A 22,563-nucleotide genomic window follows, 5' to 3' on the forward strand; every position below is an offset into this window, starting at 1 on the left:
ATTGATCCCTCGTTCCCATGATGCATAAGGGTGGGCAAAATAAATATCCGCCTCCAGACCTTTCGCTATATCCTCGTGCCCAGAAAATTCAAGACCATTATCCAAGGTGATGGTTTTGATTCTGGCTTTGAGCGACGCCAAATGCTCAATCGCTGCAGCCGCCAGCAGGTCGGCTCTTTTGCCCGTCAGGCGAACAATGACCGTATACAGCGTCTTACGCTCAACCATCGTCAGCAGAACGCCCTTGCGACCCTTGCCGATGATCGTATCGCCTTCCCAGTCACCAATTCGGCTACGCCGGTCAACGACCGCAGGGCGCTCATCAATACTCACTCTGTTCTTGATCTTCCCTCGCCGATCATAGCTGCCATAGCGCTTGCGATAGGGCTTTGACGCTACCCGAAGATGCCTATACAAATCGCCACCGTTGGCCTTGTCTGCGTAAATCAACTGGTAAATCGTCTCGTGGTGCAGACATACGCCTGTGTGCCTTCTCAGGTAATCGGCAACCTGCTGCGGACTCAGCTCCTGACGAAGCAAGGTTTCTATCTCACCTCGCACCTCGTCCGTCACCTTCCGTGCCTTGTAGGCATCATGCCTCCTAGCGCTCGACAGCTTCTGTGCCTGCCCAGGCCGATAACCTCGAAGCCCTCTGTTACGGCGAAGCTCCCGGCTGATCGTGGACGGACTCCGCTCCATTTTCTCCGCTATCGCCAATTGGCTGTGGCCTGCTTTTTTTAGAATGTAAATCTGGTATCGTTCGTTTTCGGTCAGCTGGTTGTAGCTCATCAGTGCTTTTCTCTTGGTCGGGAGGAGCGCCGACTCTACCAGCTGGCCGCCCTCTTACCAATTGCACTTATTATCCGAAACCGCGAGGTAATACGTTTCAAAATCATTGACTAATATTTAACATCATCAAAGATGGGCTTGTCGATTGCATGCCATGGTGGTCGAGAGCGGAACATCGTGCAATGCATAGATGTCGTATTGCTGTGTTCTTTCACCAGGATAGGCATATGGATCGCGTATTTGCATGGGATCATCAACACAGCCAAGTGGTGTACCGCATCCCTGGGCATCATTATGCAGACGGTCGAGATGATAGCGATTTGTCACCGGTATGGCTGCCTGCAGATGAATCAGATTTACCAGAAGGCATCACGGTGGATGATCTACGTAAAGTTGATGTAAAAGACTAGCTTAGTTAGCACGCCCCACTCATTTGTCGTGTGTGTATAAGCAATGCGAGTGGAGGCTCTACTGATAGCCTCCACTTTTTTTAGATCAACTACCGTACTGCTGATTCAGGGTTTTCACTTCTTCATCAGCCTCAGGTTTTGTTACACAGCGGTGCCTGACTAGCTCTCCATCCCTCGCACTCTCTTCCCGGGTATCCACTATCCACCACTCTGGCTGTGAATCGATTTCTGCTCCTTCTTTTACTGCTCGATAGACGACAAAAGTCGACATTCTCCTCTCCTTGGTATGTGAGCCAGCTTTAACTGTAGACCAACTATAGCTTTTTGACGCCTCATCACGCCGATGAGCGTCAATAAGTATGTTTGTTTGTTCGTTGTTCGATGCCCGTCACCGTTAGGCCATCAAAAATAAAGACTACGTATTCAATAGATTATACTAAAGTATATTCCATATTTTTCAAGTGTTTATTGACGAAAGTAAAAACATTTAGATGAAAATATTGAATACGTAGTCTTTTTCTTCTAGAACTAGCCATGTTGAATTTTGCCAGGCTTGGTTCAAAGGCCGGGCAATGAACTCGCAACAAAAATAATGACAACCGGAGATTAACTCATGAATCACTTCCAACTTACTCCACGCAAAATCTCGGCATTAGCGGGCGCTATCGCTCTGGCAATGGCAACCACTGCGGCTGCGCAAGCAGAGCGGGTTATTGACGTAAGTTTGCCACTGGGCCCTGACTCCCAGCAGGGGGTTGGCGTATTGAAGTTTGGCGAAGAGTTGGAGCGGCTTTCAGAAGGGCGCCTGAGCATTGAGCCCCACTATAACAATGCATTAGGGGCCGAACGTGAAGTGGTAGAGGGAATGGGGTTCGGCATTATTGATGCCGGCATTACTTCAACAGGGCCAATGGGCGGCTTTGTCGATCAATTTATGCTGTTTGATTTACCCTATATTTTTGAAAATCATGACCATGCGTATGCTTTTCTAGACAGTGAGCATGGCGAAGAACTCGCTCGTCTGGCTGAAGAGCAGATGAACGTTAAGTTCTTGGCATGGATGGAAAACGGCTTCCGTCATAACACGAATTCGGTGCGTGCACTTAACAGTCCTGAAGACCTTCAGGGGATTAATCACCGGACTCAAGAGAGCAGGGTACAGGTAGACACCTGGGAAGCGTTGGGTGCTAATGCAACCCCAATGGCTTGGACTGAGGTCTATACCGCACTTCAGCAGGGGGTAATGGATAGCCAGGAGAACCCACTGCCCACTATTTACGATGTGAATTTTTATGAAGTGCAGGATTACCTAAACATGACTCAGCATGTCTACTCACCGGCGCCGCTGATGATGGGATTGGATCTCTTTAATTCGTTCAGCGAAGAAGACCAGAGCATTATTCTTGAAGCAGCACAATTAGCCTTACCCTTCCAGCGCGAAGCCAGCCAAGAACTAGAACAGCGCTATCTTGTTCAGCTTGAAGAACTCGGCATGACCGTCACCCAGCCTGATCTTGAGCCTTTCCGTGAAGCAGTGCGCCCTGTGATTGAGCAGTGGTCGCCTACAGTGGGTGAAGAGTTGGTTGAGGCTGCTCTCAACTTTGATTACTGAGCCCAGGAAATACGCGGGGGGAACTCCTCCCGCGCTCTTTCGTAAATGGTGAGGCAGCTATGAAGTCTTCTCTAATGCTGATCAACAGAGTCATTGACCAGTTTAATCGTGTCGTCGGCTGGGGCTTGGCGTTCCTGCTACTGACCATGACGGTGCTGATCTTCTGGCAAGTGTTTGCCCGATTCGTTGTAGGCAAGCCGTTATTTTTTTCGGATGAAATAGCCCGTTTTGCGATGATTTGGCTGACCTTTATTGGCGCGGGCTACGCCTATCGAAAGGGTACGCTGATTTCAGTCGATATCCTTTTGGAGTATTCAGGCCCACGATTCGCTTGCGTGTTACGCGTGCTAGTGGTGCTTTGTTCGGCGCTGTTTGCTCTGATTATCATCAAATATGGGTTTGATCTGGTGGGGCGTGTAGCTAGCCAGACGGCACCCAGCACTCGTGTATCAATGATGTGGCCATATATGGCAGTACCGTTAGGCGGCATTGTGATTCTTGTTAATAGTGTAGCGCTGCTTATTGATGAGGTCGTTGGTAAAGAGCATCCCAAACAGGCGGAAATTCAACCGCCGGAGGTTAGCTAATTATGGCCATCATGCTATTCCTCCTGCTGTTAGGGCTGTTTCTAGTGGGGGTGCCGATTGCCTTTTCATTGGGGTTGGCGTCCGCTATTACCGTATGGCATGGCGACTTAATGCCCATGCTGATTGTAACTCAGCAGCTTATTGGCTCTGTGAATTCGTTTCCGTTGATGGCAATTCCGTTTTTTATTCTGGCGGGTTTCCTGATGCAGCACGGCGGAATTTCCGAGCGCTTGGTTAATTTTTCAAACACACTGGTGGGCGGTATGACCGGTGGGTTGGCCATGGTGGCGATTGTCACGTCGCTGTTTTTTGCCGCTATCTCCGGTTCCGGTGCAGCCACTACCGCGGCAATTGGCTCCATCTTAATTCCTGCGATGATTGCCCGTGGTTACCCTGGGAGCTATGCGGCTTCAAACCAGGCAGCTGCAGGGGCACTTGGGGTGATTATTCCACCCAGTATTCCGTTAATTCTGTATGCCATTGCCGCGAATGTATCGGTGGGCGATATGTTTATTGCGGGTATCTTGCCTGGCATCTTGGTCACCATATCGCTGCTAATCTTTGCCTACATTTTTGCCCGCAAAAATGGCATCGGCGGTAATCAAAAGAGCACCCCTAAAGAGATGCTGCTAGCGGCACGTAAAGCGCTATTGGCGATTCTGATGCCGGTGATCATTCTGGGCGGCATTTATGGCGGCATTACCACACCCACCGAAGCGGCTGTTATTGCCGTTGCCTACTCGTTTATCGTCGGCTTCGTGGTATATCGTGAGATCAAACTGCGTGATTTAGTTCGCATACTGCAAGATTCTGCAGTTACCACAGCCGTGGTGTTGAGCATTATCGCCGCTGCCGGGCTCTATGGAAGAATTCTGCAAAGCCTGCGGGTGCCTGCCATGGTGTCGGACTTTGTCCTTTCAACTATCGGCAGCCCTATCGCATTTATCATCATGGCCAACGCACTGCTGCTGTTTGTCGGCATGTTCATTGAAGCCGCCGCGGCGATTCTTATTTTCGTACCGATACTACTGCCCATAGCGATTAGCTTTGGCTTCGATCCGGTGCATTTCGGCATCATCATGGTGGTCAACCTGGCCATGGGGATGTTTACTCCTCCCGTTGGTTTAAATCTCTTCGTAGCTTCACAAATTTCCAAGATCGGTGTGGCTCGGTTAACCAGTGCCATCCTGCCGTTTGTTGCAATCGTGCTGGTTAATGTGCTGATTATTAGTGTGATACCCGCGCTGTCCACGTGGCTACCGTCACTCTAATTCGTCACTGAAAGTTCCCAATAACAGATCCAATAACAAGGAGAAAGACTATGTCAGTTATCGAAAGCTTAATACCGAGGAAAGGCTTAAAGGTACTGGTGACCGCAGGCGCCAATGGCATTGGGTTAGTTATTGCTAAGGCCTTTAAGGAAGCAGGGGCAACCGTGCATGTGTGTGATGTCGATGAAGCGGCGATGGCGTCACTACCGGAAGGTATTACCTATACGTTAGCGGATGTCAGTAAAGAGGCCGATATTACCCGGCTATTTGAGGATCTGAAGCAGCTCGGTGGGCTTGATGTGGTGGTTAACAACGCGGGTATTGCCGGGCCGACGGCCGGTATCGAGGAGATCGGCGAGGAGGAGTGGACACGTACCATTGATATTAATTTGAACGGACAGTATCGCGTAGCTCACCGTTCAGCGGCGTTACTGCGCGAAAGCCAGGGGTTAATGATTAACCTTGCCTCTGTTGCCGGGCGTTTAGGGTTTGCCTACCGCACGCCTTATGCAGCCAGTAAATGGGCAGTCGTTGGGCTAACCAAGAGTCTGGCCTGCGAGCTAGGCCCGGAAGGTGTTCGCGTTAATGCGATTTTACCCGGAATTGTGCGTGGCCCGCGCATTGAAAACGTAATCAAAGAGCGCGCCGCCAAACGGGGTATTAGCTACGACGCCATGGAACAAGAGAATCTCGCCAAAATTTCCATGCGTAAAATGATTGAGCCGACTGACGTTGCGGCAATGGCACTATTTTTGTCTGCCCCAGGTGGCGCGAATATCTCTGGGCAGGCGTTAAGCGTATGTGGCAACGTTGAAACCTTATGACCTGAATTCCTATAACGAAAAATAAAAGGCGATATTCATGCAATCAGTAACTGAAAGCGCGCAGGTACAACCAATTGCAATGACGATTGGCGTGGTCGGCGCGGGTTTGATTGGTCGCGCTTGGGCAATTGTGTTTGCCAGGGCTGGCTTTAAAGTGAGTGTATACGACGTTAATACTACTGCGCTTGAACATGCCGGTGCGGCGGTTCGCCAGTCGCTGATTGATCTTCAGCAGGCAGGGTTGGTCGCTGAGGTGGATCAAGTGATGGCAAATATTCGTTTTGAGGGGGATCTCGCTAGCGCTATGCAGGGTGTGGGTTACGTGCAAGAGTGCGGTCCCGAAAATATTGAGGGTAAAAGAGCTATTTATCGTGAGCTCGAAGGGGTCGTGGCAGACGACACTATTTTGGCCAGTTCCACCTCTGGCATCGCCGCGTCGCTTTTTAGCGACCACTTAAGCCATCCCGAGCGCTGCTTAGTCGCGCATCCGGTCAACCCGCCATATTTAATTCCTCTCGTTGAAGTGGTGCCCACACCTCATACCTCTGACGCGGTGACCAACACCACCTTGTCGCTGATGGAAGCCGCTCAGCAGGCACCGATTTTGGTGCGTAAAGAAATAGAGGGGTTTGTACTCAACCGCTTACAGGGCGCGCTGCTTAATGAAGCGCTGCGCTTATTCCGCGATGGCTATGTTTCTGCTGAAGACCTCGATAAAACCGTGAAATTCGGGCTAGGGCTGCGTTGGTCATTCATGGGGCCGTTTGAAACCATTGATCTCAATGCGCCTGCAGGTGTGGTGGATTACGCCAGCCGTTATGGCCCTCTGTACCACCAAGTAGACCAGCAGCGCGGCAAAGAGAACCCTTGGGATGAAGCAACGCTACAAGCCCTGGATAAAGAGCGACGTGCCATTCTGCCCAATGCTGAGCTGTCGGCTCGCCATGAGTGGCGTGACCGCCGACTGATGGCGCTGATGGCCCATCAACGCTCAATGCCTGAATAACTAGCTTGGTTTATTACAATAAGGAGAGCTCAGCATGGCTCAGAAACGTAAAGTTATTATTTCCTGTGCGGTGACCGGTGCGATTCATACGCCCTCCATGTCACCCCACCTTCCAGTAACGCCTGAAGAAATTGCCGAGGCCAGCATTGCTGCAGCCGAAGCGGGCGCGGCCATTTTGCATCTGCACGCCCGCGACCCCGTTAATGGTAAACCCACCCAAGACCCCGCTGTGTTTGAGCAGTTTTTACCTAAGATCAAAACAGCTACCCGTGCAGTGATTAATTTAACGACGGGAGGAAGCCCCCATATGACCGTCGAAGAGCGCATGCGCCCGGCGATGGAGTTTCAGCCTGAACTAGCATCGATGAATATGGGGTCTATGAACTTCGGCCTGTTTCCGATGCTAAATCGCTACCACTCTTTTGAGCACCAATGGGAGCGTGACCACATGGAAAATAGCCGCGACTTGGTATTTAAAAACACCTTCGCGGATATTGAGAAGGCGATCACCCTGGGCACGAAGAATGGTACTCGCTTCGAGTGCGAATGTTACGATATCGGCCACCTGTATAATCTGCGCAATCTTGTCGATCGTGGAGTGGTCGACGGTAAGATATTTGTACAGAGCGTCTTTGGTATATTGGGCGGCATTGGCCCACACCATGAAGATGTGCTGCATATGCGCCGTACCGCCGACCGCTTATTTGGTGAAGGCTATGAATGGTCGGTATTAGGCGCTGGTAGTAGTCAAATGCGCATTGCGGCCCAATCAGCTGCCATGGGTGGGCATGTGCGGGTAGGGCTAGAGGACTCACTCTGGCTTGAACCTGGCAAGCTGGCAGAAAGCAACGCTAGCCAAGTAACGCGGGTACGCGAATTGTTAGAGTCACTCTCTTTTGAGATTGCCACTCCTGATGAAGCACGGGTGATGCTGGAGCTTAAAGGCGCCGATAACGTGGGCTTTTAAATAAAATCTATGGCTTGCCCTTGGCCGAGACGAGGAGGCTCAGGCAAAAGCCTCCTTCTCTGTATTACGAATGACAAAGCGCTATTAAGCTAGTTAACTAATCGCCTAATAAGTTGAATCAATGAAACGAAAATCCATCACTTCACGGGATGTTGCCCAGCTTGCCGGGGTATCCCAATCAGCGGTAAGTCGCAGCTTTTCTCCAGCGTCCAGTGTGTCTGAAAAAACGCGCAAAAAAGTGATGGAGGCGGCACGCCAATTGGGCTACCGACCAAACACTATCGCCCGTTCATTAATCACCCGCTCAAGCCGCACCATTGCGGTAGTTACCTACAGTTTACAGAATCCTTTTTACGCCTATTTGCTAGAGAAAGCTTCACGCTTTTTACAGGATCAGGGCTACCATCTACTGCTGTTTTTTGCTCCCCAGAATGGCGATTTTGACATGGTGGTAGATGATTTGATTCGTAGCCAGGTTGAGGGGGTGCTGATGCTGGCGATTACCCTGAATCAGCACCAGGCTGCAGAGGTAGCTGATTTTGGCATTCCGGTCGTGATCATCAATCGCACTGTGGAGTATTCAGGTATTAGCCAGGTTGGCAGCGACAATTTCCAAGGTGGCTACTGGGCAGGGCGCTATCTGGCATCGCTAGGTCGCCAACGGATTGCCTATTTAGCCGGCATTCCGGAATCGACCACAAACCGCCAGCGCGAGGAAGGGTTTAAAGCTGGTTTAGCAGCAGAAGGGCAAGCATGCTTTTTATACGATGTAGGGCATTATCGCTATGACGACGCCTGCGATGCTACACGTCGTTTGTTTGCCGGTCGACAACGTGAGGCTATGCCTGATGCACTCTTTGCAGCCAATGACCTAATGGCCATTGCCGTCATGGAAACATTGCGTGATGAGCTGCATTTAACGGTGCCTGATAATGTTTCAGTAGTGGGGTTTGACGATATGGCGATGTCGGCTTGGCCCAGCCACTCGCTCACCACCCTTCAGCAACCGGTAGAGCAAATGATCGCTAAGGCCACGGAGCTTTTGCTTAAACATATTAATAATCCTGACGTGCTACCGGAGCAGTTAGTCTTACCCGTAACCCCTCGGATTCGTCAAAGCACGGCGCCAACAATGCATTCTAAAAGCACTTCCTAAAAGCATGCATGCTAAAAAGCAGCGTTTTAATAAGGTATTTTTTTAAAGCATATGTCGCTGGAAGGCGCTATTTAATTCACGTGTGGCGCCATTGTGTTTAGCACATTTAGCGCTATCATATGTTTAGTTTGATTTTATTAGTCCTCTAAGGAAATCCCGCCATGTTGAAAGGTTTGATCCTCTGCTTTGCTGTGCTTTTTGCGCAACTGGCGGTTTTACACGTCATTGATGCACGTCTGTACAGCTCACCACAAGATGCCCGTCAAACAGCGGTAACGCCTGTTACAGCGCATAAAGATGACGAAGAAGAAGCACAAAGCTAAATAATGTCTTGTTAGTCGATGACCTAGCGGCACGGCTCGTGCCACTAGGTGTTCGGTTAGTAACAGGAAATTACAGCATCTCTTCTAGCCAATCATTAAAGGCTTCCCACGAGCGCTGATCAGCGCGTTCGTGGTAGGCATCACTACCAAATACGCTGAAGGCATGGGGTGCACCTGAATAAATGCCTACTTCATAAGTGACACCCGCGGTTTCTAATTCTTCAGCCAAGATGGCAACATCGTCTAAGCTTACTGCGCTGTCGGCACCGCCATGAGCAATGAAAATAGGTGCCGTATCGCTTGAGTAAGCCTGCCCTTCAGGCGTGGTTAAGCCACCATGAAAACTGGTATAAGCGGCAATACCTTCAGCTTCGCCAGAGCGAGCGATTTCCAAGGCCACCGCGCCACCGAAACAGTACCCCATAATTACGGTTTGCTCGGCGGCTCCTTGCTCTCGTGCTTGCGCTAAGCCTGCAAGCGTCAGGGTGCGCATCCGCTCTCTGTCTTCGTAAAGGCGGTTGGTGGCGGCCCGCTTATCATCTACTTCCTGGGGGCGGTTGCCTTCGCCAAATAGATCCACAGCAAAAACATCGTAACCTTCACTGGCCAGCATATCGGCTCGCTGGCGCTCATAATCATCCAGCCCGTCCCAGTCATGAATGATCAGCACGCTGCCTTGTGCCTCTTCGCCAGCTGAGACAAAATAGCCCTGAAACGCTTCGTCGTTCACCGTATAGGCGATGTCATTGCCAGCGGGTGAGAAGGCAAAGGCAGGTAAGGCCAATGTAAATAGTGTTAACGAACCGGCAGGGAGTAGAATTTTTTTCATCTTTGCGGTGTCCTATAGGAAGTGTTTAGCTAGCATAGACAATTCTTGCTAAGCTGAAACAGCGTTGAACCACTATTTGCGTGGAAGACAAAGGCTTGCGTCTGGAACTCGGTAACGGCATGCTTGTCCGTTGTTGGAAATACCATTAGGGAGCATTAACACATGGCTTACAACGATTCACGTATTGCACGTCCCCAGTCGGGCGACGTTGCTAATAGTGTCAGTACTAATAAGGTGTTGCGTAACACCTATGCATTACTCGCGATGACCTTGCTGTTCTCAGCAGTGACAGCTGGCGCAGCAGTGGCGCTAGGCATTCAACAAATGAACATCTTTGTGTTCTTTATTGGTGCTTATGGTTTGATGTTTCTTGTTCACAAAACGGCTAACTCTGCAGCTGGTTTGTTGGCAACGTTTGCGTTTACTGGTTTTATGGGCTTCACGTTAGGGCCGATTCTGTCAGCATACCTAACGCTGCCTAACGGCGGTGCGTTGATCATGAACGCATTGGCAATGACCGGGCTAACCTTCGTTGGTTTGTCAGCGGTTGCGCTAACGACCAAGAAAGACTTTAGCTTCTTAGGCAATTTCCTGATGGCGGGCGCCATCGTACTGATCCTTGCCATGATTGCAGGTTTCATCTTTAACATTCCTGCGCTGTCACTGATGGTTTCTGCAGGCTTCGTGCTGTTTGCTTCAGCCGCTATCCTGTATCAAACCAGTGAGATTATTCATCGCGCCGGTGAGACTAATTACATTCTCGCCACCGTTACGCTTTACGTATCGATCTACAACCTGTTCGTGAGCCTGCTGTCTATTCTCGGCATTATGAGCAACGACTGATCGTAGATAGCATTAGATGCATGGTCCAAACGTGCATTGTGCTAGATAAGATGACAGGCCCTAAAAGGGTCTGTCTTTTTTTTAGGTAAACTTTTTAGATTAACCATAACCGGGTATTCGCTAATGAAGTACGGCTTATTAGTGATGGGGGCACCGTACAGTAGCGCTTCGCCACACTCGGCGCTGCGCTTTGCGCATGCCATCATCGCCCGTGGTCACTGTTTAACTGGCGTGTTTTTCTATCATGACGGGGTACATAATGCCTCGACACTAATGGCTCCTCCTCAGGATGAACTCAATCTCTGCCAGGCATGGACTGAGCTACACCAGCAGCATGCGGTGCCCTTAGATGTATGCATTGCTGCGGCGCTACGCAGAGGCTTAATGAGTGAGTCTGAAGCGCAACGCCATGGTATGCAGGCCTTTAATGTAGCGCCACCGTTTGAATTAACCGGATTAGGCCAGTTGCTTGAGTTACAGCAGCGCTCCGATCGTTTCATTACCTTTGCTTAATAGGAGTGTCCATGGCCACAACAGACGCTTTGCTGGTTGTTATTCGTCACGCGCCACATAGCTCTAACTTATTACGCGAGGGGTTAGATGCGGCATTAGTGGCCGCCGCCTTTGGCAAGCCCGTACATTTACTGTTTATGGGACAAGGCATAATGGCGCTGCTAAAAGAGCAGGGCAGCGGCGCGCCTGGGCAAAAAGCAACGTTACCCATCATCGACATGTTAGAAATGTATGATATTGATAAACTCTTGGTGCCAGAAGAGACGCTACGCACGATGAGTATTCCGCCTGATCAACTGGTAGAAGATGTTACGCTCTTGGCCGCTGATGAGGTAGTCACGTTATTTCAGCAGCATAGCCAAATACTGAATTTCTAAAGGGGCGGAAATGATCCTACATATTCTCACAAAAGCGCCCCATAGCACCGCAGCAATACAGATACAGCAAGCGGTTGGGGAGGGCGATGCAGTGGTGCTGATTGAAGACGCTGTTACAGCAGCTCTCAATCCAGAATGGCTTGCTTGGGAACGTTATCAGTCGCGTATTTTTATCTTAGCGGAAGACGTTGTGTCTCGAGGGTTAGCCAGTATCGCTAAAGAAAATGCGCTTCCTCTAATCGACATAGATGAGCTTGTAACGCTTACCGAACAGCATACTAAGTCAGTGACCTGGTACTAATGATGTCAGATTCAAAAATATACCGTTATCTTGATTCAAATAAACAATGGCCGCTAGATCCAGAAGGATACCTCGTCAATCAATCGGACTGGAGCGGAGCTGTTGCTGAGTTGATGGCAGAGGAAGAGGGACTGCTCTTAACACCTGAACATTGGGAGATTATTGACGTAGTACGTGATTTTTATCAGCGCTACGAAATGGCGCCCGCCATGCGGCCGCTTGTTAAGGCAACGAAAAATGCATTGGGAGATGAGAAAGGGCGCTCAATTTATCTGATGCAGCTTTTCCCCGGTAGCCCGGCTAAACGCATTGCTCGGCTTGCCGGTTTACCCAAGCCTACCAATTGTCTTTGAGGCGGGTCTTTTGCACTGCAGTTAAATAGCATCACCACGGGTACAAACTGAAAGTACGATTGCGTCCTCTTGGCTGGTAGATACCAGTGCATGTCCCATATCACTATCGAAGTAAATGCTGTCACCTTCAGCCAGCACTAGTGGGGCGTAAAACTCGGTGTATAACATGATGTCGCCGTGCAAGACCATCAAAAACTCCTCACCATCGTGGCGTACCCACTGGTGATACTCGTCAAAGCTGCGTGCTCTCACGATGGTTTTGAAAGGGATCATGCGTTTTTGAGCTAACTGATGCCCCAGTAATTCATGTTCGTAAGTTGGGGTAGGGTGCAGTTGTCCTTTGCCTTTTCGGGTCAAATCTCGCCGCCCCATGGTATAGCGCTCCCGTTTAGGAGGCGTAAGCAACTGAGGGAGATCGATGTTAAGACCTGTAATCAGCTTTTGCACTACGCTGAACGTAGGTGAGACTTGGTCGTTCTCAATTTTGGATAGCGTTGAACGTGCCAGTCCCGTGCGTTGGCTAACGTCTTCTAAGGTCCACTGATTGGCGAGACGGATTTGCTTGAGCCGCTCGCCTAAGCGTAGCGGCTCAACAAACGGTTTGCTTCCCGATGCGATACGCAGCGCGGCATGCTCTTCAGAAGTAGCGGTCATAAATCGTCACATTGGCTGCGTTAGCTTGGGCATTTGAAAACGTGCATGATAGCACAGCTCAAACTCTCACCGTCGAGCAAGGGTAATGTCCAGGCAACTAATGTCTAAGGAACTTCAGCAAAGGGCAGTCCTAACAGGGCTTTCAAATGGGCTTCTACGCCACTGGCGAGTGACTTATGGTTGTAGCCCCCCTCAAGCACCGAGACGATGCGGTTATCGGCGTATAGCGTGGCAATCTCCATGGCCAGGTGGGTAATCCAGTAGAAGTCTTCATCTTCTAAGCAGATATCTCCCATGGGGTCATCACGATGGGCATCAAAACCAGCGGATAGCATGACCAAATCTGGCTTGAAGGCGTGTAGGGCGGGGAGCCAATGGTTTTCAATAATGCGCCGAAATTCGGGCCCATCAGTGCCCACTTCAAGCGGTGTGTTCACCACGTTTTGCCACTCACTGCGTAAATATCGCCATGGGTAAAACGGATACTGAAAACTGGTGCAAATCAGAATTTCAGGGTCATTTTTAAAAATATCGATGGTGCCATTACACTGGTGCACATCGAAATCTAGAATCGCGATCCGCTTGGCACCATATTTGGCGCGAGCGTGTGCAGCACCAACGGCAATATTATTATAAAAACAGAAGCCCATGGCATCGCTGGCTTCCGCATGGTGCCCCGGCGGCCGGACAGCACAAAAAACATTATCCGCCTGACGTTTAAATACCTGATCGACCCCGCGAATCACTGCGCCCGCTGCTACTCTTGCGGCCTGCAAGCTATCAGGATTCATCATGGTGTCGCTATCCAGCGTCACGATACCTTCTTTAGGTAAGCACTTTTCCAACGCGCGCAGATGACGTAAGGGGTGTACCCTGGCTAATGCATCTTCACAGGCTTCTTTGGCATCAGCCTGCATGGTTTGCTGTAATAGTCCAGCAAGCGATAGGCGAGCGCGAATAGCCTCCAGACGCTGCGGGCTTTCAGGATGCTCTGGCCCCATATGGTGCAATGAACAGTCCGGGTGAGTAAGGTAGGCGGTAATCATTCCAACGCTCCATTATTATAGATGTCACCTTAATCGCCTCCAGGCCCTACGCGACAGTGTCCATAAGTCGTATGGCCGCTATCTATTTCAGAGGAGACTCCTTTGTGAGCACGCGCTTTTTGCATCATTTTTTTGAACCTCGCTCAATAGCGGTGTTCGGGGCCTCTGAAAAACCCGCTTCGCTGGGTGGCCTAGTGCTGGGTAATATTCAAGAGGCGGGCTTTAAAGGCAGCCTTTGGGCGGTCAATCTAAAAGGGTATTCTCAAGTATTTGGCGTACCCTGTGTTAGCCGCGTTAACGAGCTACCGGAAATACCCGACTTAGCCGTGGTTTGCTCACCGATCGACGGCGTTCCTAGTCTAATTAAAAAGCTCGGCCAGTATGGTGTTAAAGCGGCGTTAGTACTCTCGGGTGGCGCTCATTTAGACCGCGACAAAGGCAATAAAGGTTCTATTCGTGAGCGCATGCTAAGCGCTGCGCGAGTGTCAGGTATTCGGGTGTTGGGCCCTGAGTGCATGGGGCTGATCGTGCCGGGCAAAAAGCTTAACGCTTCTTATGCCAGCCAGCCAGTAAAAGCCGGACGCGTGGCTTATCTAGGTCAGTCAGGAATGCTCGCCAATGCCATGATTGACTGGGCTGCCGGGCGGGATGTGGGCTTTTCACACCTGATTACGGTGGGCGATAGCGTTGATGTGTTGCTGCCTGATCTGATTGATTATGTAAATCAGTTTTCGCCTGCCCAAGCTATCATGTTACACCTTGAGCGTATTAGCGATGCCCAGCACTTTATGACCGCAGTGCGTGATGCCTCGCGTAACCGTCTGGTACTGGCGATAAAAAGCGGCCGCACACCCGAGTCGGATATTTCCGGTATGGCACCTACGCCTGGCATTGCCAATCGTGATGTGGTGTTTGATGCCGCCTTTGCCAGGGCAGGGGTAGTGCGGGTTGACGATTCTGATGAGCTGCTTGATGCGCTGGAAACCCTGTCGCGCATGAAACCCCTCAAGGGTGACCGCTTAGCCATCGTTTCTAACGGCTTAGGCCCCGCAATGTTGGCTATCGATAAGCTGATCAGCGCGGGCGGAAAATTGGCCGAATTTAGTGCCGAAACCCAGGCAGCGCTACACCGTAGCGAAGTCGATATGAGCAAGCCAGGCGAGAATCCAGTGGATCTAGGCGGCAACGCTACTCCCGAACGGTTCGTGCAGGCACTCGAGATTGTCGCCGCGGATACCAATGTGGATGCAGTTTTGGTCGTCCACGCACCTACCCGGATGGCGCCCTCCCTTGTGACCGCTCAGGCGCTGATCGATAACCGCAAGAAATTTCGTCGCAATCTGCTCACTAGCTGGATGGGCTTAAAAGAGGCGCTTAATGCACGCCATATCTGTAATTTAGCCGGAATTCCAACCTATATTTCACCCGAAAAAGCCGTTAAGGCGTTCATGCATATGGTGATTTATCAGCGCGTTCAAGCGCTACTGCAGGAAATACCACCCAGTCTTCCATTCTCGACCAGCCCTGAAATACGTGCCCAGTGTCGCACGTTAATTAAGCAGGCAAAAGAGCAGGGCAGGCAAACCTTAACCCACTCTGAAACGGCTCAAGTGCTTGAGGCGTATGGTATACCCACGGCTCCAAGCGTCTATTTGGCTAACCCAGATGAAGCGCTTGCCCGTGCAGGAGAGATTGGTGGCACCAAAGCCCTGAAAGTGGTGCATGAAGGCAATTGCCGGCCTTATCGTTACCGTAAGCACCCGCATAAAATTTCAGCAGGCTTGCTACAGGATTTGGACACACCCGAGCAGGTAGCTGAAGGTGTTCGCCAGCTAGGCGAAAAAGTCGCTGAAAAATTTCCTGAATATGCGATCCGCGAGTACTGCTTGCAGCCTATGCAGCGGGGCAAGCACTCGATGCAGATTTGCGCGGGTATTACCCGTGATCCGGTCTTTGGCCCACTGATCGTCTTTGGTATCGGTGGTTATAAGGTTAACGTGCTGGCTGACCGCCAGATTGCGCTGCCACCTCTCAATATGAGCCTGGCCGCCGATGTGGTGGGGAGAACCCACGCTGCTTCGTTGATCCGTGAGCACTCTGCTGATCCAGAGCGTGATATTCAGCATTTGTGCCAAATGCTGGTCAAGCTATCGCAAATGGCGTCTGACCTGAGTGATCTGCGCGGGCTGGAAATCAATCCACTGCTGCTGAATCGTGATGGTATGGTCGCGGTGGATTTTGCCATGGATCTTGGCTCACCATCGCGTTTTGCTATCATGCCATATCCTGAAGAGTTGCGTGAATGGGTAACACTGAAAAACGGCTGGCAGGTCGAGGTTAGGCCTATACGTGCCGAAGACGCTCATTTGATCACCACCTTCCATCGCCAACTCTCGGAAGAGAGCATTCGTTTCCGCTATTTCCATAATAAATCCAATCTGACCCAGCGTGACCTGTCGATTCTGTCACATATCAATTACGACCGGCAGATGGCGTTCATTGCTGAATATTTAGGCGACGATGGCAGCAAAGAGATGCTTGGGGTAGTGCGGGTATGGAACGATCCAGACAATATTCGTACTGAATTCTCGGTCATTATTCGTGATGATTTGCAGGGACTAGGGATTGGCAGCCTGCTGATGAAGAAAATGATCGATTACTGCACTAACATCGGCACTCTGGAGATGATAGGCAAAATTATGGTGGATAATCATCCGATGCGAGCGCTAATGAAGCACTTAGGTTTTAAATGCCGCTACAACATGGAAGAGCAGGTGATTGATGCGGTCATGCGTTTGAATGAACCTGAAAGTGAGTGGCAGCGTCACCGGCTGGAGAGTTTGCCCGACTAACGCTCTTGAACGAGTCATATCCGGGTAAAAGGGCCTGCCTAATCATTGGCAGGCCTTTTAACGTCTTAGTAGTTGTCACGTATTAAGGGGCTAAGCGGAAACGACTCCATTCACCGCCATCACGGCGCTCAAAGCGCAGCCGGTCATGCAAACGGCTTGGCTGGCCTTGCCAAAACTCGATCATTTCAGGTGTAACACGGTAGCCGCCCCAATGAATAGGTCGTGGAATCTCTTGGCCATCATAGGCTTGCTCAAAACGACTCTGACGCTCTTCAATCCACTTACGGCCTGGGATCACAACGCTTTGGGTGGCAATCCAAGCACCGAGCTGGCTGCCACGGGGGCGGTTTGCAAAGTATTCATCGGACTCTTCCGCGGATACTTGCTCAACGGGCCCTTCAATACGCACTTGGCGAGAAAGGGAAGGCCACCAAAAGGTCATCGCCGCGTAAGGCACATTGCTTAACTCACTGCCTTTATGGCTATGATAATTGGTGAAGAAGACCATACCGCGCTCGTCAAACCCCTTTAGCAGAACAACTCGGGCGTGAGGCCTGCCTTGACTATCAACGCTTGATAGCGTCATGGCATTGCCATCTTTGCCCTCTTTTTCTAGGGCCAGCGTAAACCACTCATCGAATAACACGAATGGATCGTCGGGTGCCTGAGACTCATCTAACCTGCCGCCTTCATAATCACGCCTTATATCGGCTATGTTACGTGTCATTGAATGCTTCTCCCTTGAATTTTCATCCATGTTCGCTGGTCTCTGTGTAAAGCTCAAGTCAGCGTCATCAATGGACGTTAAACGTGCGCCAACACTGCTGTTATTTTAGCCAGTGTTATGACTAACTGTCTCGAATTCTTTGAGAACGTCGTAATAAATGCGAAAATCTCTCACTATTTATTACGGGCTCACCGACTGTTAGCTCTCCAGTACTAGCTCACGATTGCAGAAAGAGGCTTGGGTATGCGCAATACCAAGGTAACTATTGAGGTGTGGGATCTATGGATCCGTCTGTTTCATTGGGGGTTGGTCTTCGCTGTGCTGGTCTCTTTTTATACTACTAAGACCGGCGGAGCACCTTTTCTATTTCCCATCGAAGTACACGCTCAAGCGGGCTACTTATTGCTTGGGTTGCTCACGTTTCGCTGGCTTTGGGGTGCGTTAGGCAGCGTGTACGCTAGGTTCAGTACGTTTTTATACCCACCCTCTAAAACCGTTGCCTATTCAAAAGCAGTAATAAAGCGTCAAACTAGCGCCTATGCCAGCCATAACCCATTGGGCGGCTGGATGGTGATAGTTATGTTGCTTTCGCTTAGCTTTCAGGCCGTGAGTGGCCTTTTTTTAAGTGATGATATTTTTTTTCAGGGACCGCTCTATGGTCTGTTCGGACAAGATGCCAGCAGTCAGCTTAGAACCTTACACTATTTCAACAGTGACCTACTGCTGATATTGATCGGGCTGCATTTTGTAGCGTTAATCGCCCATCGGCTGCTGGGTGAACCACTCCTTGCAGCGATGCTTTCTGGCACCAAACACTTACCTCAACAGCCATTGGATGCGCGTAACGAGTCGCTGAATCCTGCGACACTACGTTTACGCGCAATCGGCATCTTATTTATCGCTGCAGGCGTTGTGCTCTGGCTGTGGTTTTAAAACGCAACAATGGATGTCGTTATTGACGGAGCTGACGGCTGCGAAAACGCGCGTAGCCCATACAGCCCGTAAATAGCGCCAGTGCGATAATCGCCTCAAGAACGCCACGGATACCTTGCCCCGGTAGGGTGACTAGCATCACGCCCTGAGTGAAATAGAGCAGGCTGACAAAAGCTAACCAGGCATGGCCCCGCGCCCGTTTACCAATAATCGAAGGCAAAAAAAGCACCAAGGGTAGAACAAAAGCGACCACTGGGCGCCAGTTAAACTCGTCACCTTGTAGCAGAAAACCCCGATAAATAACCAGTAACAGCAGTAGAACAAAGCTGACCAGCACTAGCTGGCGAGTTTTTTGGGTGAGGTTATCAATCCCGTGACGTGCTTCCATATCTTCTAACCACTGTCTCATACTGCCTCCTGACGCATGGTGTGAAGCGCGAGCGCGAGACGAGCCAGACGTTTGCCCTGGGCAACGCATAGTGCGCGCTCGTGATCGTCTACCGAGCGATCACTGCGCGCACCTGCCAGATGGCTTGCACCATAGGGTGTGCCACCGGTTTGTGTCTCAAGAAGGGTCGTTTCGCTATAGGGTACACCAGCGTAGACCATGCCATGGTGTAACAGCGGAACCAGCATAGTCAGTAGGGTGCTCTCCTGACCACCGTGTAGGCTTGAGGTTGAAGTGAACGCACAGGCCGGTTTATCAATCAGAGCACCGTTCATCCAAAGACTGCTGGTGGAGTCAATGAAATATTTTAGCGGTGCCGCCATATTGCCAAAACGCGTAGGGCTACCCAGTGCCAACGCGCTGCAATTGCGTAGATCATCAAGATCAGCATAAACCGCACCTTCTGCTGGAATCTCAGAGTCAACGGCTTCACAGGTGGTAGAAACCGGCGCCACCGTGCGTAAACGTGCTTGAATACCGGCCACGCTTTCTACGCCAGCGGCGATTTGTTGGGCCATTGTGGCCGTCGCACCTGAGCGTGAGTAGTAAAGGATTAAAACGTAGGGCGTCATATCACTCATAAGGATTCCTGAAGGGGCGATTAAATAGAGCTTTCAAAAGCTGCCTTGGTAAAAGAGTCGACATTAAGGTCTATGTTACCAGAGCGAGTGGGATAGCTGAGCTAAGGATGAATTGTCGTGTGGGGAAAAAGCATTTTGTGCTTCGGGCAAGCGCAAGTAGACCCAAGCGCTGCTGCCATCATTAAGCGTCTTTTTAACACGTTCGTAGCGAATTCCTAGCCGTTCATAGCGGTCCAGACGGGCCAGTTCAGTGGCATCAACCCGTAGCCGCAAGCCCTCAACCTGACTATTTGGCTGCGGGGAAAGGTCAAGCCCATTACGCTGATATCCTTCAAGCACGGCTTCTTCCGGCGCGCCAAAACTGCCCATTACCACAAACCGTATAGGGGCGTAGCGCAACGTGCCGTACACAAACACATGGTGTGTGCGCTGTTCAATATCGGGTATTTCATCGGGGCGATCATAAAACCAGGGGCTGAGCATCGTGAGCCATAGCCATCCAGCAACGCTGATTAGCCCCAAACCACTAACTACCAATAGGCGCTTAAGCCAAGCCATGATGCCTCTCTTAGCGTGGTTAAAGGTTGGCTACGTAGCTTGGCGCGCTAAATAGCCGATGACAAGACCTAGGTTATCGACTTATTTAATCTGCTTAAGCAAACTGCCTGGGTTTGCTAGGCTGTGTATGTAAGCTAAGTATGCAAACTAGGTGATTATTAGACCCTACCGGAGGAGCCTGCCATGAATCAGCCACTTCGTGATGAGATAGATTTCCGTGCGCTAGTAGGCGATGTTAAGCCGCTACCACCGAGTAATCGCGCAGAGCCTGCCTCTAACCGCAAAAAACCTTCTGAGGCCCAACTAGCCCGGCGTGAATGGGCCGCTGAAGAGCTTGGGTCGCAAAACTTCCTATCCGATGACTTTGTCGATCTACTGCCCCCTTTTGACCCCATGGAGTTTCGCCGTGAGGGAATCCAACAGGGCGTTGTCGATAAACTGAGGCACGGTGGCTATAGCGTTCAGGCCCAGTTACATATGCTAAGGCGACCGCTGTCTGAGTGCCGCCGTATGCTGTTCCCCTTTATTCAAGACGCTTACGCCAACGACTTACGCTCTGTGTTGATCGTGCACGGTCGTGGACGAGAGATAGATAGCCCCGCCAATGTGCTGCGCTCGTATCTTGCCAAGTGGCTCAGCCAGTTTGAGCAAGTGCAGGCGTACGTATCCGCACAGCCTTCAGAAGGGGGGCTAGGCGCTACCTGGGTGATGCTTCGCAAAAGCGACCGCGCCAAAGCCAATAACCGCGAGCGTCAGCAGAAGCGGCGGGGGTAATAGATGCGAAGAACAAGTCTTTGCACAGGTTTCCATAAAGTCCACTTTTAGGCACTTTGGGATTTTTTTTACAGCTAAAGTGCCTTTTTTGGATCCTTAAACCATCTGTTTAAATCTTATTCATGTGCTATATTGGGAACATAAAAAGCTTTTTTTAGCTTTATGTGCTTCTATGAGGACATTATGAGCATTCATGCTAAGACACCTGCAGCCATTGCCGAAGAATTAGGGGAACGCCTAAAGCAGGCGCGCCTCAATCACGACATGACACAGTCAGAAGTCGCTGAGTTAGCAGGTGTCTCGAGAAAAGTAGTGCTCAACGCTGAGAAGGGTAGGGTTCAATTGGAGACGTTGATCGCCATCATGATGGCTCTCAATTTAACGGCACAGCTAAATCACTTTATACCAAAACAAATTATTTCGCCTGTGCAACTCTCGAAGCTACAGGGTAAACAGCGTCAACGCGCATCTGGTCAGAGAAAAAACCAAGATGAGGAAGCGCTGGAATGGTAATGGAAGTTGTCGATGTTAACTATCTTGAACGCTACGTAGGTGCGGTCAGTTTCGATACCGATACGGGCATTGGTGCTTTCGAATACGATGCTTCGTTTGTTAAAAATGGTGTTGAACTTTCGCCTATTAAAATGCCTTTAGAAAATAAAATATATACCTTTCCTGAGCTTAGTTACGAGACATTCAAAGGGTTACCAGGATTGATTGCCGACTCCTTGCCCGATGATTTTGGTAATGCGGTACTGAATGCCTGGGTTGCTAGCAGAGGGGGGCAAACCGACGATATTACGCCGCTACAAAGATTGCAATATACCGGAAAGCGGGGCATGGGAGCACTTGAGTACTCACCTGCCACCAAACTACGTAGGCTAAATTCCTCCACCCAGGTCGAAATAGCATCGTTGGTTAGCATTGCACAGGAAATACTTGATAGCCGGGCAGATTTCACCGTTGATCTTAGCAGGGAGGGGCAAGAAGATAGAGAGGCTATGATGGCCTTACTATCTGTAGGTATGAGTGCAGGTGGAGCGCGACCAAAAGCAGTACTAGCCTTCAATCAGGATTTTCAGGAGGTACGTTCAGGGCAAGCCACCATCCCAGAAGAATTCACGCATTATTTAATGAAGTTCGATGGTGTCAGTGAGCACAATAAAGACCGTGAGACATTTGGTGATCCACTGGGCTACGGTGCCATGGAATACGTCTATCACCTGCTTGCTCAAGCCTGTGGTATAGAAATGATGCCTTGCAAGTTGCTTAATGAAGGCAAACGACGTCACTTTTTAACCCAGCGTTTTGATCGAGTAGGCAACCGTAAACTACATGTGCAGACACTTAATGGGATAGCCCATGTTGATTATAAAAAACCAGGCTCATTTTCGTACGCAGAGTTATTGGGTGTAGCCAGGCAATTGCGGCTATCAGCGATAGAAGCTGAACAGCTATTTAAACGCATGGTTTTCAACATAGTTGCTAGAAATCACGACGATCACGCGAAAAATTTTGCATTTATTCTTAACGCAGGCAAATGGTCACTCGCTCCAGCTTATGATCTTGCTTATAGCTACAAACCAGGTAGCCCTTGGGTCAATCGCCATTGGATGAGTTTAAATGGCAAGCGCAACCATTTTTCTCGTGACGACTTTTATTCGTTAGAAAAACTCAGCCCGCTGTTTACCCGCAGAAAAATCAACGACATGATCGACGAAACCATCCAGCACGTAGCGCAATGGCGTAGGTTAGCTAAAGCACACCATGTGCCTGTGTCATTGATAGATGAGGTTGAAACCAATCTTCGCCTCTCTATTTAGCAGGCC

The 22,563-nt window shown here is 50.3% G+C and carries 28 protein-coding genes; 19 read left to right on the forward strand and 9 right to left on the reverse strand.

Annotation, left to right across the window (positions count from 1 at the left end; translation table 11 throughout):
* On the reverse strand, positions 1-789 hold a 789-nt coding region (locus ACQKE4_RS02180; protein WP_427386692.1), incomplete at its 3' end, for an IS30 family transposase.
* A 227-nt stretch (positions 790-1,016) separates the two neighbouring features.
* Here ACQKE4_RS02180 and ACQKE4_RS02185 point away from each other — a divergent pair.
* The gene (locus ACQKE4_RS02185) at positions 1,017-1,199 is read left to right on the forward strand and encodes a hypothetical protein (protein ID WP_427386693.1); all 183 of its coding nucleotides are present in this window, start codon (positions 1,017-1,019) and stop codon (positions 1,197-1,199) included.
* An 85-nt stretch (positions 1,200-1,284) separates the two neighbouring features.
* On the opposite strand, the gene ACQKE4_RS02190 is transcribed toward ACQKE4_RS02185, so the two are convergent.
* On the reverse strand, positions 1,285-1,470 hold the full coding sequence (locus ACQKE4_RS02190) for a hypothetical protein (protein ID WP_427386694.1): 186 nt from the start codon (positions 1,468-1,470) through the stop codon (positions 1,285-1,287).
* Between the two features lie 342 nt (positions 1,471-1,812).
* Between ACQKE4_RS02190 and ACQKE4_RS02195 the strand changes: the two genes are divergently transcribed.
* The 8 genes from ACQKE4_RS02195 (at position 1,813) to ACQKE4_RS02230 (ending at position 8,945) form a co-directional block, all read left to right on the forward strand.
* Positions 1,813-2,811 (forward strand): DctP family TRAP transporter solute-binding subunit, encoded by a 999-nt coding sequence (locus ACQKE4_RS02195; protein WP_427386695.1) that lies wholly within the window; start codon positions 1,813-1,815, stop codon positions 2,809-2,811.
* A gap of 59 nt (positions 2,812-2,870) precedes the next feature.
* Positions 2,871-3,398, forward strand: a complete 528-nt coding sequence (locus ACQKE4_RS02200; RefSeq protein ID WP_427386696.1) for a TRAP transporter small permease — start codon at positions 2,871-2,873, stop codon at positions 3,396-3,398.
* Between the two features lie 2 nt (positions 3,399-3,400).
* On the forward strand, positions 3,401-4,669 hold the full coding sequence (locus ACQKE4_RS02205) for a TRAP transporter large permease (RefSeq protein WP_290832645.1): 1,269 nt from the start codon (positions 3,401-3,403) through the stop codon (positions 4,667-4,669).
* A 50-nt stretch (positions 4,670-4,719) separates the two neighbouring features.
* Positions 4,720-5,493: an SDR family oxidoreductase gene (locus tag ACQKE4_RS02210; protein ID WP_427386697.1), complete on the forward strand. Its 774-nt coding sequence runs from the start codon at positions 4,720-4,722 to the stop codon at positions 5,491-5,493.
* 37 nt (positions 5,494-5,530) lie between these two features.
* Positions 5,531-6,499: a 3-hydroxyacyl-CoA dehydrogenase gene (locus ACQKE4_RS02215; protein WP_427386698.1), complete on the forward strand. Its 969-nt coding sequence runs from the start codon at positions 5,531-5,533 to the stop codon at positions 6,497-6,499.
* 34 nt (positions 6,500-6,533) lie between these two features.
* Entirely contained in the window at positions 6,534-7,466 is a 933-nt protein-coding gene (locus tag ACQKE4_RS02220; RefSeq protein ID WP_427386699.1) for a 3-keto-5-aminohexanoate cleavage protein, read from the forward strand.
* Between the two features lie 121 nt (positions 7,467-7,587).
* A complete protein-coding gene (locus ACQKE4_RS02225) occupies positions 7,588-8,622 on the forward strand; it encodes a LacI family DNA-binding transcriptional regulator (RefSeq protein ID WP_427386700.1) in 1,035 nt (344 codons plus the stop codon).
* Between the two features lie 161 nt (positions 8,623-8,783).
* Positions 8,784-8,945, forward strand: a complete 162-nt coding sequence (locus ACQKE4_RS02230) for a hypothetical protein (protein ID WP_427386701.1) — start codon at positions 8,784-8,786, stop codon at positions 8,943-8,945.
* Between the two features lie 70 nt (positions 8,946-9,015).
* On the opposite strand, the gene ACQKE4_RS02235 is transcribed toward ACQKE4_RS02230, so the two are convergent.
* Positions 9,016-9,774 carry a dienelactone hydrolase family protein gene (locus tag ACQKE4_RS02235; protein ID WP_427386702.1) on the reverse strand — a complete coding sequence of 253 codons (759 nt, stop codon included), beginning with the start codon at positions 9,772-9,774 and terminating at the stop codon, positions 9,016-9,018.
* Between the two features lie 162 nt (positions 9,775-9,936).
* Here ACQKE4_RS02235 and ACQKE4_RS02240 point away from each other — a divergent pair, with 162 nt between their 5' ends.
* The 5 genes from ACQKE4_RS02240 (at position 9,937) to ACQKE4_RS02260 (ending at position 12,161) form a co-directional block, all read left to right on the forward strand.
* Positions 9,937-10,617: a Bax inhibitor-1/YccA family protein gene (locus ACQKE4_RS02240; protein ID WP_290832632.1), complete on the forward strand. Its 681-nt coding sequence runs from the start codon at positions 9,937-9,939 to the stop codon at positions 10,615-10,617.
* Between the two features lie 123 nt (positions 10,618-10,740).
* Positions 10,741-11,130 (forward strand): sulfurtransferase complex subunit TusD, encoded by a 390-nt coding sequence (gene tusD / locus ACQKE4_RS02245; RefSeq protein WP_427386703.1) that lies wholly within the window; start codon positions 10,741-10,743, stop codon positions 11,128-11,130.
* An 11-nt stretch (positions 11,131-11,141) separates the two neighbouring features.
* On the forward strand, positions 11,142-11,507 hold the full coding sequence (locus tag ACQKE4_RS02250) for a DsrE family protein (protein WP_427386704.1): 366 nt from the start codon (positions 11,142-11,144) through the stop codon (positions 11,505-11,507).
* 10 nt (positions 11,508-11,517) lie between these two features.
* Positions 11,518-11,808, forward strand: coding sequence for a sulfurtransferase complex subunit TusB (gene tusB / locus ACQKE4_RS02255; RefSeq protein ID WP_427386705.1), 291 nt, complete (start codon positions 11,518-11,520; stop codon positions 11,806-11,808).
* Positions 11,809-11,810: 2 nt separating this feature from the next.
* A complete protein-coding gene (locus ACQKE4_RS02260; protein ID WP_427386863.1) occupies positions 11,811-12,161 on the forward strand; it encodes a TusE/DsrC/DsvC family sulfur relay protein in 351 nt (116 codons plus the stop codon).
* 21 nt (positions 12,162-12,182) lie between these two features.
* Here the strand turns inward: ACQKE4_RS02260 and ACQKE4_RS02265 are convergent, their stop codons facing one another.
* Positions 12,183-12,815: a helix-turn-helix domain-containing protein gene (locus ACQKE4_RS02265; protein ID WP_427386706.1), complete on the reverse strand. Its 633-nt coding sequence runs from the start codon at positions 12,813-12,815 to the stop codon at positions 12,183-12,185.
* Between the two features lie 104 nt (positions 12,816-12,919).
* Positions 12,920-13,861, reverse strand: coding sequence for a histone deacetylase family protein (locus tag ACQKE4_RS02270; RefSeq protein WP_427386707.1), 942 nt, complete (start codon positions 13,859-13,861; stop codon positions 12,920-12,922).
* 104 nt (positions 13,862-13,965) lie between these two features.
* On the opposite strand from ACQKE4_RS02270, the gene ACQKE4_RS02275 reads away from it, so the two are divergent.
* On the forward strand, positions 13,966-16,713 hold the full coding sequence (locus ACQKE4_RS02275) for a GNAT family N-acetyltransferase (RefSeq protein WP_427386708.1): 2,748 nt from the start codon (positions 13,966-13,968) through the stop codon (positions 16,711-16,713).
* An 82-nt stretch (positions 16,714-16,795) separates the two neighbouring features.
* On the opposite strand, the gene pdxH is transcribed toward ACQKE4_RS02275, so the two are convergent.
* Positions 16,796-17,440: a pyridoxamine 5'-phosphate oxidase gene (gene pdxH, locus ACQKE4_RS02280; protein WP_427386709.1), complete on the reverse strand. Its 645-nt coding sequence runs from the start codon at positions 17,438-17,440 to the stop codon at positions 16,796-16,798.
* 243 nt (positions 17,441-17,683) lie between these two features.
* Between pdxH and ACQKE4_RS02285 the strand changes: the two genes are divergently transcribed.
* Positions 17,684-18,373 (forward strand): cytochrome b/b6 domain-containing protein, encoded by a 690-nt coding sequence (locus ACQKE4_RS02285; protein WP_427386710.1) that lies wholly within the window; start codon positions 17,684-17,686, stop codon positions 18,371-18,373.
* Between the two features lie 19 nt (positions 18,374-18,392).
* Here the strand turns inward: ACQKE4_RS02285 and ACQKE4_RS02290 are convergent, their stop codons facing one another.
* The 3 genes from ACQKE4_RS02290 to ACQKE4_RS02300 form a co-directional block, all read right to left on the reverse strand.
* Complete coding sequence (locus tag ACQKE4_RS02290) at positions 18,393-18,782, reverse strand: DUF2069 domain-containing protein (RefSeq protein ID WP_427386711.1); 390 nt, start codon at positions 18,780-18,782, stop codon at positions 18,393-18,395.
* A complete protein-coding gene (wrbA, locus tag ACQKE4_RS02295) occupies positions 18,779-19,402 on the reverse strand; it encodes an NAD(P)H:quinone oxidoreductase (RefSeq protein WP_427386712.1) in 624 nt (207 codons plus the stop codon). The genes ACQKE4_RS02290 and wrbA overlap by 4 nt, the downstream gene beginning before the upstream one ends.
* A 75-nt stretch (positions 19,403-19,477) precedes the next feature.
* Complete coding sequence (locus ACQKE4_RS02300) at positions 19,478-19,960, reverse strand: gamma-glutamylcyclotransferase family protein (protein WP_427386713.1); 483 nt, start codon at positions 19,958-19,960, stop codon at positions 19,478-19,480.
* Positions 19,961-20,143: 183 nt separating this feature from the next.
* Between ACQKE4_RS02300 and smrA the strand changes: the two genes are divergently transcribed.
* From smrA to ACQKE4_RS02315, 3 genes are all read left to right on the forward strand, one after another.
* Complete coding sequence (gene smrA, locus ACQKE4_RS02305; RefSeq protein WP_427386714.1) at positions 20,144-20,734, forward strand: DNA endonuclease SmrA; 591 nt, start codon at positions 20,144-20,146, stop codon at positions 20,732-20,734.
* A 183-nt stretch (positions 20,735-20,917) separates the two neighbouring features.
* Positions 20,918-21,247: a helix-turn-helix transcriptional regulator gene (locus tag ACQKE4_RS02310; protein WP_427386715.1), complete on the forward strand. Its 330-nt coding sequence runs from the start codon at positions 20,918-20,920 to the stop codon at positions 21,245-21,247.
* Positions 21,247-22,557 (forward strand): type II toxin-antitoxin system HipA family toxin, encoded by a 1,311-nt coding sequence (locus tag ACQKE4_RS02315; protein ID WP_427386716.1) that lies wholly within the window; start codon positions 21,247-21,249, stop codon positions 22,555-22,557. The genes ACQKE4_RS02310 and ACQKE4_RS02315 overlap by 1 nt, the downstream gene beginning before the upstream one ends.
* Positions 22,558-22,563: the final 6 nt, after the last annotated feature.

Source organism: Halomonas sp. NPDC076908, from assembly GCF_050269715.1.
In the GTDB taxonomy this organism is placed as follows: Bacteria; Pseudomonadota; Gammaproteobacteria; order Pseudomonadales; family Halomonadaceae; genus Vreelandella.

Bases quoted from the DNA above. Each gene is read 5' to 3' on its own strand.
- ACQKE4_RS02210 (WP_427386697.1), top strand. From the start codon at position 4,720: ATGTCAGTTATCGAAAGCTTAATACCGAGGAAAGGCTTAAAGGTACTG.
- ACQKE4_RS02310 (WP_427386715.1), top strand. From the start codon at position 20,918: ATGAGCATTCATGCTAAGACACCTGCAGCCATTGCCGAAGAATTAGGG.
- tusB (WP_427386705.1), top strand. From the start codon at position 11,518: ATGATCCTACATATTCTCACAAAAGCGCCCCATAGCACCGCAGCAATA.
- ACQKE4_RS02270 (WP_427386707.1), bottom strand. From the start codon at position 13,861: ATGATTACCGCCTACCTTACTCACCCGGACTGTTCATTGCACCATATG.
- ACQKE4_RS02230 (WP_427386701.1), top strand. From the start codon at position 8,784: ATGTTGAAAGGTTTGATCCTCTGCTTTGCTGTGCTTTTTGCGCAACTG.
- ACQKE4_RS02285 (WP_427386710.1), top strand. From the start codon at position 17,684: ATGCGCAATACCAAGGTAACTATTGAGGTGTGGGATCTATGGATCCGT.
- ACQKE4_RS02250 (WP_427386704.1), top strand. From the start codon at position 11,142: ATGGCCACAACAGACGCTTTGCTGGTTGTTATTCGTCACGCGCCACAT.
- ACQKE4_RS02300 (WP_427386713.1), bottom strand. From the start codon at position 19,960: ATGGCTTGGCTTAAGCGCCTATTGGTAGTTAGTGGTTTGGGGCTAATC.
- ACQKE4_RS02205 (WP_290832645.1), top strand. From the start codon at position 3,401: ATGGCCATCATGCTATTCCTCCTGCTGTTAGGGCTGTTTCTAGTGGGG.
- ACQKE4_RS02235 (WP_427386702.1), bottom strand. From the start codon at position 9,774: ATGAAAAAAATTCTACTCCCTGCCGGTTCGTTAACACTATTTACATTG.
- ACQKE4_RS02215 (WP_427386698.1), top strand. From the start codon at position 5,531: ATGCAATCAGTAACTGAAAGCGCGCAGGTACAACCAATTGCAATGACG.
- smrA (WP_427386714.1), top strand. From the start codon at position 20,144: ATGAATCAGCCACTTCGTGATGAGATAGATTTCCGTGCGCTAGTAGGC.
- wrbA (WP_427386712.1), bottom strand. From the start codon at position 19,402: ATGAGTGATATGACGCCCTACGTTTTAATCCTTTACTACTCACGCTCA.
- ACQKE4_RS02185 (WP_427386693.1), top strand. From the start codon at position 1,017: ATGGATCGCGTATTTGCATGGGATCATCAACACAGCCAAGTGGTGTAC.
- ACQKE4_RS02225 (WP_427386700.1), top strand. From the start codon at position 7,588: ATGAAACGAAAATCCATCACTTCACGGGATGTTGCCCAGCTTGCCGGG.
- ACQKE4_RS02240 (WP_290832632.1), top strand. From the start codon at position 9,937: ATGGCTTACAACGATTCACGTATTGCACGTCCCCAGTCGGGCGACGTT.
- pdxH (WP_427386709.1), bottom strand. From the start codon at position 17,440: ATGACACGTAACATAGCCGATATAAGGCGTGATTATGAAGGCGGCAGG.
- ACQKE4_RS02200 (WP_427386696.1), top strand. From the start codon at position 2,871: ATGAAGTCTTCTCTAATGCTGATCAACAGAGTCATTGACCAGTTTAAT.
- ACQKE4_RS02260 (WP_427386863.1), top strand. From the start codon at position 11,811: ATGTCAGATTCAAAAATATACCGTTATCTTGATTCAAATAAACAATGG.
- ACQKE4_RS02315 (WP_427386716.1), top strand. From the start codon at position 21,247: ATGGAAGTTGTCGATGTTAACTATCTTGAACGCTACGTAGGTGCGGTC.
- ACQKE4_RS02290 (WP_427386711.1), bottom strand. From the start codon at position 18,782: ATGAGACAGTGGTTAGAAGATATGGAAGCACGTCACGGGATTGATAAC.
- ACQKE4_RS02195 (WP_427386695.1), top strand. From the start codon at position 1,813: ATGAATCACTTCCAACTTACTCCACGCAAAATCTCGGCATTAGCGGGC.
- ACQKE4_RS02265 (WP_427386706.1), bottom strand. From the start codon at position 12,815: ATGACCGCTACTTCTGAAGAGCATGCCGCGCTGCGTATCGCATCGGGA.
- tusD (WP_427386703.1), top strand. From the start codon at position 10,741: ATGAAGTACGGCTTATTAGTGATGGGGGCACCGTACAGTAGCGCTTCG.
- ACQKE4_RS02220 (WP_427386699.1), top strand. From the start codon at position 6,534: ATGGCTCAGAAACGTAAAGTTATTATTTCCTGTGCGGTGACCGGTGCG.
- ACQKE4_RS02190 (WP_427386694.1), bottom strand. From the start codon at position 1,470: ATGTCGACTTTTGTCGTCTATCGAGCAGTAAAAGAAGGAGCAGAAATC.